Origin of the sequence: Streptomyces sp. NPDC004658, from assembly GCF_040609555.1 — a bacterium.
Lineage (GTDB): Bacteria > Actinomycetota > Actinomycetes > Streptomycetales > Streptomycetaceae > Streptomyces.
In genome coordinates this window covers 1-4369 of record NZ_JBEXKG010000307.1, presented here as the reverse complement: position 1 = coordinate 4369, position 4369 = coordinate 1, and the positions used below count along the sequence as shown (strand labels likewise).

Sequence of the window (4369 nt, the reverse complement as noted above, 5' to 3'; positions counted from 1 at the left end):
TCGTAGGGCTGGATCAAATCCAGTACTGACCAGCGAGGCAGCCACCTCCCGGCTCGCAACGCTCAGTCACTGTGCACGGAACCTGTGCCAGAACCCGCTCTCGTGTACAAAGCCAAGTCGGCCCTGGCGAACAGCCCGGAGGCCGGGTGTTACTGCGCTCGCGCTGCGGCGCTGGCCTCACGGCGGCCTTCCCCGGGATCGGGCAGGCGGCTCGGGACCAGTGCCGGGGCTGGACTGCGAGCCGGTGGTGGGAGAAGAGGGATGGGCGGTGTTCGAGCGGCTCCGGGACCGCGCGGCCGTACGCGGCGCAGAAGGGCCCTTGGTGCAGCGGCCTGCAAGGGCGGCCCGGCCGGTAGGCCTTCATCCGCCGGTGGTTCGTCGAGACGCCGATGCAGCGTGCCTGGTCGGTCGTCAGCTTTTCGCTGCGGTGGCCGCCTCATGGACCGGCTGGGTGACCGGCTGGGCCGTCCTCGGTCGCCATGGTCGGACGGTGGGCGTGGCCGGTGTTCGGGCCGGGCGCGTTCAAGAGGACCGGGTTCTCAGCTGTCGCCGCCGGCGCACTGGGCCCGGCTGCCGACCTGCTGCTTCTCCTTCTTTGCCCTGCACCAGCCTGCGGCAGAAGGCTCTTTGCGGGTCGTGCAGCGGTCGGCAACCGCTTCGCCACCACGTTCGCGGCGAAGCGGACGCCGACCGCGACCGTCGGCAGCCGTGGACGGTCCGGCTTCGCGTACCCGTCCTCGCCAAGCGCCGGACCTCCCACCTGCGGTTTCCCGCCGGGGAGTGGGGGGATAACCCCACCTCCGTTCCGCCGGTGGCCTGCATGGTCCGCGCGGCCCGTGCTTCCTAGGTTTGAGGACGTTGACAACGAGCGCCGCAGAACCGAAGGAAGACCCCTCCATGGCACGCCACCGAGACCACAGGACCGACGGGCCTGGAGCGGCCCCGTACACCGCAGCCCCGTTCACCGCGCACCCGTACGGCTCGGCCCCGCACCTCGGGGCCCCGTCCGGGGAGCCCGCGATCGAACTGCGGGGTGTGCGCCGGATTTACGGAAGCGGCGCGGCGACGGTGCACGCGCTGCGCGGGATCGACCTGGCGCTCGCCCGCGGCAGCTTCACCGCCGTCATGGGCCCCTCCGGCTCCGGCAAGTCCACCTTTCTGCAGTGCGCCGCGGGCCTGGACCGCCCGGACGAGGGACAGGTCCGGCTCGGCGGCGAGGACATCACCACACTGAGCGAGGACCGGCTCACCAAGCTGCGCCGCTCCCGCATCGGCTTCGTCTTCCAGTCCTTCAACCTGCTGCCCTCGCTGAGCGTCGAGCAGAACGTGCTGCTCCCGCAGCGCCTCGCCGGGAAGCGCCAGGACCGGGCCAGGGCGCGGGAACTGCTCACGCGGGTGGGCCTGGGCGAGCACGCGTCGCGCCGCCCGGGACAGCTGTCCGGCGGCCAGCAGCAGCGGGTGGCGATCGCCCGCGCGCTGATCACTCACCCGGACGTGGTGTTCGCCGACGAGCCGACCGGCGCGCTGGACACCACCACCGCGCACGAGGTATTGGGCCTGCTGCGGCAGGCCGTGGACTCGCTCGGCGCGACCGTGGTCATGGTGACCCACGACCCGGTGGCCGCCTCCTTCGCCGACCGGGTGCTGTTCCTGGCCGGCGGCGCGATCGCGGACGACCTGCCGTACCCGACCCCGCAGACCGTCGCGGACCGGATGATCGCGCTGACCGCCCACCCGGTGGGAGCGGCGGCATGACGAACGGACTCGCCCGCGCCTCGGTGCGCTTCCGGCCCGGGTCCTTCGTGGGAACCCTGGTCGCCCTGCTGCTGGGCGCCGCCGTGGTGGTGGCCTGCGGCACGCTGCTGCAGACCGGCCTGACCGCGAGCCTGAAGCCCGAACGGTACGCCGCCGCCCCCGTGGTGGTCACAGCCGATCAGGCGGTCAAGATTGAGCGCAAGACCGGTGGGGAGACCGAAACCCAGGAGCAGGCCACCCCGGAACGGGCCCGCACGGACGCCGCGCTGGTCGGCCGGCTGACCGCCCTGCCCGCGGTCGCGGCGGCCCGCCCCGACACGGCCTTCCCGCTGCCCGCCGGGGAGAGGACACCGGCCATGACCGGCCGGGGCTTCGCCGCACTCGGGATCGCCGGACCCGGCGACAAGCTGGTCGAGGGCCGCGCACCCGGCGCGAACGAGATAGTGCTGGACACCGACACGGCGCGTGCCGCCCATCTCGCACCCGGCGCGAGCCTCGCGCTCACCGCGCCCGGCGGCACCGCGCACTACCGGATCTCCGGTCTGGCCGCCGCCCAGCAGAGCGGCCCCACCGCCTGGTTCGCCGACACCACCGCCGACCGCCTCTCCGGCCACCCCGGCCGCATCGACGCCATCGCGGTGCAACCCCGCGAAGGCGTTCCCACCACCGAACTGGCGGCCCAGGTCCGCCGGGCCCTCGGCGGCGACGCCAGGACCTTCACCGGGGACGACCGGGGCACCGTCGAACACCCCGCCCTCAGCAGTGCCCGCAGCATGCTGACGGCCCTCGGCGGCACCTTCGGCGGCTACGCCACCATGACCGCCGTGTTCGTGGTGATGAGCACCATCGCCCTCGCCACGAGCCAGCGCGCCCGCGAATTCGCGCTGCTGCGCGCCATCGGCGCCACCCCACGCCAGATCCGCCGCACCATCGCCACCGAGGCGATGCTGGTAGCGCCCCTCGCCGCCGCGATCGGCATCCTGCCCGGACTGGCCCTCGCCCGCTGGTGGTTCGGCCAGCTGGCCGACCGCGGCGCCGTACCCGCAGACGTCCGTCTCGACATCGGCCCGCTGCCGATGCTCGCCGCCGTGCTCCTGTGCACCCTCACCGCGCTGACCGCCGGCTTCCTGGCCGCCCGCCGCCCGTCCCGGATGCGGGCCGCCCAGGCACTCGGCGACGCCGCCGTCGAAGCACCCCGCCCCGGCAAGGTGCGCACCGTCCTCGGCGTGCTCTTCGCCGCCGGCGGCTGCACGGCCGCCGTCGTTGCCAACGCCCTGGACGGCGAGAAAGCCGCCCAGACCGCACTCGGCGTGGTTATGTGCTTCATGGTGACCGTCGCCCTGCTCGGTCCCCGGCTCGCCGCAGCAGCCGCCGCGCTGCTCGGCGCCCCGCTGCGGGCCGGCGGCGCGCCCGGCTCGCTCGCCGCCGACAACGCCCGCGCCAACGCCCGCAGACTGGCCTCCGCGATCACCCCCATCGTTTTGGTCACCGCCTTCTGCGGCACCCTGCTGATCCTCCAGAGCACCGTGCGCCACACCACCGGCGAGAACGTCAAGGCCGGCGTCACCGCCGACCACGTGATCGCCGCCACCGGCCCCGGCCTGCCCGCCGGAACCGCGGAGACGGCCGCCCGGGTGCCCGGTGTGGACACCGCCATCGGCCTGCTGCGCACCGGCGTGGTCTACGAGAGCGGCGACATGCTGAGCTCCGCCCCCGCCCTCGGCGTGGGCGGCGACCCGGCCCGGCTGCCGAAGGTGCTCGACCTCGACGTGCGCACAGGTGCCCTCGCCGACCTCGGCCGCGCCCCTGACACGATCGCGCTGAGCACAACCCTGTCCGGCGCACTCGGCGCGAAGGTCGGCGACCGGGTGCCGCTGTGGCTCGGCGACGGCACCGCGGTCCGGCCCGTGGTGGTCGCGGTGTACGAGCGAGGGCTCGGGCTCGGCCAGGCGCTGCTGCCCCGGGCCGCGGTCGCATCGCACGTCACCGCCGCCTACGACAGCCAGGTGCTGGTCGCCGCCGCGCCGGGTGCCGACCGCGCGGCCCTGGCCGCCGGCCTGGGCGCACTGCCCGGGACGGCCGTGACCGACCGGGCCGGGTTCGTCGCCCAGGCGGACAAGGACCTGGAACTCAGCGGCTGGGCCAACACCGTGATGGCGGCCGTGCTCGGCGGGTTCGCCGCCGTCAGCGCCGCCAACACCTTGGTCATGACGGTGATCGACCGGCGCCGCGAGGTTGCGCTGCTGCGGCTGGCCGGCACCACCCGGCGCCAGGTGCGCCACATGATGCGCTGGGAGGCGCTGCTGGTGGCCGTGACCGGGCTCGCGGTCGGCGCGTCGATCGCCGGGCTCACGCTGGTACCCGTCGCCCGGGGCGTGACCGGCTCCGCCCCCCACGTGCCGCTGATGCTCGCCCTGCCACTGGCCGTCGGCACCGTGCTGCTCTGCCTCGGCTCGACGGGCCTGCCGGTGCGCGCACTGCTGCGGACCCGGCCGGCAACGCTGGGAACGGCACGCCAGTAGCAGAGTGCGGAAGTCGGCGGAGGGGCGTACCCGGGGTGCCCAGCTGGAGCGGGGCAGCTCGAACAGGCGGCGGCGCTCGGCGTAGGAGACGG

Annotated in this window: 2 protein-coding genes; both read left to right on the top strand. The window is 74.5% G+C overall.

Annotated features, from left to right (window positions below; genetic code table 11):
- The first annotated feature begins 897 nt into the window (after positions 1-897).
- Positions 898-1755 carry an ABC transporter ATP-binding protein gene (locus tag ABZV94_RS40415; protein ID WP_356349902.1) on the top strand — a complete coding sequence of 286 codons (858 nt, stop codon included), beginning with the start codon at positions 898-900 and terminating at the stop codon, positions 1753-1755.
- Positions 1752-4277, top strand: a complete 2526-nt coding sequence (locus tag ABZV94_RS40410; RefSeq protein WP_356349900.1) for an FtsX-like permease family protein — start codon at positions 1752-1754, stop codon at positions 4275-4277. Before ABZV94_RS40415 ends, ABZV94_RS40410 begins: the two co-directional genes overlap by 4 nt.
- The last annotated feature ends 92 nt before the right edge of the window (positions 4278-4369 follow it).

Coding starts and splice junctions, on each gene's coding strand:
- ABZV94_RS40415 (WP_356349902.1), top strand. CDS start 898: ATGGCACGCCACCGAGACCACAGGACCGACGGGCCTGGAGCGGCCCCG.
- ABZV94_RS40410 (WP_356349900.1), top strand. CDS start 1,752: ATGACGAACGGACTCGCCCGCGCCTCGGTGCGCTTCCGGCCCGGGTCC.